This window comes from Aeromonas sp. HMWF015, from assembly GCF_963878965.1.
Lineage (GTDB): Bacteria > Pseudomonadota > Gammaproteobacteria > Enterobacterales > Aeromonadaceae > Aeromonas > Aeromonas veronii.
In genome coordinates this window covers 1,250-4,426 of sequence record NZ_CAWNZT010000319.1, presented here as the reverse complement: position 1 = coordinate 4,426, position 3,177 = coordinate 1,250, and the positions used below count along the sequence as shown (strand labels likewise).

The 3,177-nt window shown below is 60.5% G+C and carries 4 protein-coding genes and 1 pseudogene; all 5 read left to right on the top strand.

Going from position 1 to position 3,177, the window contains the following annotated elements:
• Window positions 1-354 (top strand): HesA/MoeB/ThiF family protein (locus AACS18_RS16090; RefSeq protein WP_181363302.1); only part of this gene is annotated, 354 nt, incomplete at its 5' end.
• A complete protein-coding gene (gene thiS / locus AACS18_RS16085) occupies window positions 351-557 on the top strand; it encodes a sulfur carrier protein ThiS (RefSeq protein WP_064337452.1) in 207 nt (68 codons plus the stop codon). The genes AACS18_RS16090 and thiS, both read left to right, overlap by 4 nt.
• A 1-nt stretch (window position 558) precedes the next feature.
• Entirely contained in the window at window positions 559-1,326 is a 768-nt protein-coding gene (locus AACS18_RS16080; RefSeq protein ID WP_108612698.1) for a thiazole synthase, read from the top strand.
• Window positions 1,327-1,343: 17 nt separating this feature from the next.
• Window positions 1,344-2,570 (top strand): 2-iminoacetate synthase ThiH, encoded by a 1,227-nt coding sequence (gene thiH, locus AACS18_RS16075; RefSeq protein ID WP_339373262.1) that lies wholly within the window; start codon window positions 1,344-1,346, stop codon window positions 2,568-2,570.
• A gap of 376 nt (window positions 2,571-2,946) precedes the next feature.
• Window positions 2,947-3,177 (top strand): annotated as a pseudogene (locus AACS18_RS23570) (hypothetical protein); the annotation flags it as partial.

The window sequence follows — 3,177 nt, the reverse complement described above, 5'->3', positions numbered from 1 at the left end:
GCTCAGGACAAGCCCTGGATCTCCGCCGCCGCAGTGGGTTGGCAGGGGCAGCTGATGGCGCGAACCAGCAGCGATCACGCCTGCTACGCCTGCCTCTATCCGCTGGATACCAAGATCGCCGAGCGCTGCGAGACCAGCGGCGTCACCGGCCCGCTGGTCGGGGTGATGGGCTCTTTGCAGGCGCTGGAGGCACTGAAACTGCTGCTCGGGATGCCGAGCCCGGTGGCTGGCACATTGCGCCGCTTCGATGCCCTGACCCATCAGTGGCAAACCCTCACTCTGGCCCCCGATCCCGATTGCCCGGTTTGCGGGCAGCGCCGATGCGCGACACACGATAAGGAGATCACCCCATGACCCTCACCATTCGACTCAACGATAAAGCCCAGCCGCTGGCGGCAGGGCAGAGCGTGGCCGACCTGCTGGCGGCGCAGGGGGTCAATCCCCAAGGGGTAGCGGTGGCCCTTAACGGCGCCGTGCTGCCCCGTGGCCGCTGGGCCGAGACCCGTCTCAATGACGGGGACGAACTCCACCTCTTCACTGCCATTGCGGGAGGCTGACATGCTGACAATTGCCGATCACACCTTCTCATCGCGCCTCTTTACCGGCACCGGCAAGTTTGCCCGCCCGGATCTGATGGCCGCCGCCATCGAGGTGAGTGGCTCCCAACTGGTCACCATGGCCATCAAGCGGCTCGAACCGGGCAAGGCCCACGACGATATCCTGAGCCCCTTGCTTCAACTCGGGGTCAAGTTGCTGCCCAACACCTCTGGCGCCAAGACCGCCGCCGAGGCGGTGTTTGCCGCCCACCTCGCTCGCGAGGCGCTGGGGACGAACTGGCTGAAGCTGGAGATCCACCCCGATCCTCGTTACCTCTTGCCCGATCCCATCGAGACGCTGAAAGCCGCCGAGCAGCTGGTGAAAGAGGGCTTTGTGGTGCTGCCCTACTGCGGCGCCGACCCCGTGCTCTGCAAGTGGCTTGAAGAGGTGGGCTGCGCCGCCGTGATGCCGCTCGGCGCCCCCATCGGTTCCAATCAGGGGCTGGTGACCCGGGAGTTTCTCTCCATCATCGTCGAACAGGCCAATGTGCCTGTGGTGGTGGATGCGGGCATCGGTGCGCCGAGCCACGCCGCCGCCGCCTTTGAACTGGGCGCCGATGCCGTGCTGGTCAACACCGCCATCGCGGTGAGCGGCGACCCGGTCGCCATGGGCCGCGCCTTTGCGCTGGCCTGCACCGCCGGGCGCAGCGCCTATGAGGCAGGTCTTGGCGCCCGCGCCCTGCAGGCCCAAGCCTCCAGCCCGCTCACCGATTTTCTGGGGGCGTTATGAGTCATGATGCTGGTGCGATGAGTGACTTCGAACCTTTTGCACAACCCCTAGTGCGCCCGAGTGATAGCCCCCCTCTCGGCTCTTCACAAAATAAGGGAGAGGGGCTGGGGGTGAGGGCTGATGCGCCATCCTTTATCAGCCGCTGGCGGGAGCTTGAGTGGGACGATATCGGCATGCAGATCCGCGCCAAAACTGCCGCCGATGTGGCACGGGCGCTGGGTTCACCGCGCCGCACCTTGGCCGATTTTATGGCGCTGATCTCCCCTGCCGCCGAAGCGTACCTGCCGCAGATGGCGGCCGAGGCCGAGCGGCTGACCCGCCAGCGCTTTGGCAACACCATCGGCTTCTATGTGCCGCTCTATCTGTCGAACCTCTGCGCCAACGACTGCACCTATTGCGGCTTCTCCATGAGCAACCGCCTCAAGCGCAAGACCTTGAATGCAGAGGAGATAGAGCGCGAGTGTCTCGCCATCAAGGCGCGCGGTTTTGATAGCGTGCTGCTGGTGACCGGCGAGCACGAGCACAAGGTGGGGCTCGCCTATTTTCGCGAGGTGATGCCCATCATCCGCCGCCACTTCAGCACGGTGGGGATGGAGGTGCAGCCCCTCTCGCAGGCCGAATATGCCGAGCTGAAGAGCCTCGGCCTCGACGCCGTCATGGTCTATCAGGAGACCTACAACGCCACCACCTACGCCCGCCACCATCTGCGCGGCAACAAGCGGGACATCGCATGGCGCCTCGCCACGCCGGATCGGCTGGGCCGCGCCGGTATCGACAAAATCGGGTTGGGGGCGCTGATCGGTCTCTCCTCGGACTGGCGCACCGACAGCTACTTTGTCGCCGAGCATCTGAGCTGGCTTGAGCGCCACCACTGGCAGAGCCGCTACTCGCTCTCCTTCCCGCGCCTGCGCCCCTGCACCGGTGGGCTGGAGCCTGCCGTGGTCATGTCGGATCGCCAATTGGCCCAGCTTATCTGCGCCTGGCGCCTCTTCTCGCCCACGTTGGACTTGTCCCTCTCCACCCGCGAGTCGGCTACGTTTCGCAACGGCGCGTTGCGCCTTGGCATCACCCAGATGTCCGCCGAGTCGAGCACCCAGCCGGGGGGCTATGCCGAAGGGGATGCGGAGGAGCTGGAGCAGTTCGCCATCCACGACGATCGCCCGGTGGGGGAAGTGGCCGCTGCCGTGCGACAGGCGGGGTTGCAGCCGGTGTTCAAGGACTGGGAGCCGTTTTTGGGTCGCTAACGACGTTTACTCCTGCGGTAACAGATAGCGGCAAGCAGATCGGAGGGGCAGATCCCCGCCACTTCTTGCCGCTTTGCTTTGTTTGCTCCAACAGGATTGTCTCTCTGGTGTAACGATGGTTCTTGATATCGTTTCGCCAGTGCAAAAATCGTGTTATGGCTTGGACAAGGTCATCCATATTAATGCTTGTACTATATGCATTATTGTTTGGTTATTAATTCCCGTTTTGTTCAATGCTCACTTGAATAGTCAAAAGTGGGGAATGCATCACAATAGCACTGATTATTTGATGAAATTTAAGCAACAGTTATTGTCGCTACGGTTTACGGAAGACAAGATGGCTATTGTCAAAAAAATCATTTATGGGTGATGTAAAGTGGCAGAAACAAAAAACATTGATGAAATTGCAGGTATCGTCTCAAGTAGGGTTTTCTATGAGCTTAAATGGGAATTTAATAAAAAGACTGATTTGAATTGGCAATGCTGCATGCGTTCACACTTGTCTGATTCTCAAGCAAAAGCGATTGAACCAAATAAAACACACCCTACAGATGTTGTTTTTTCATATACGGATCCATATACAAACATTGTTCAGTATATTCAAACT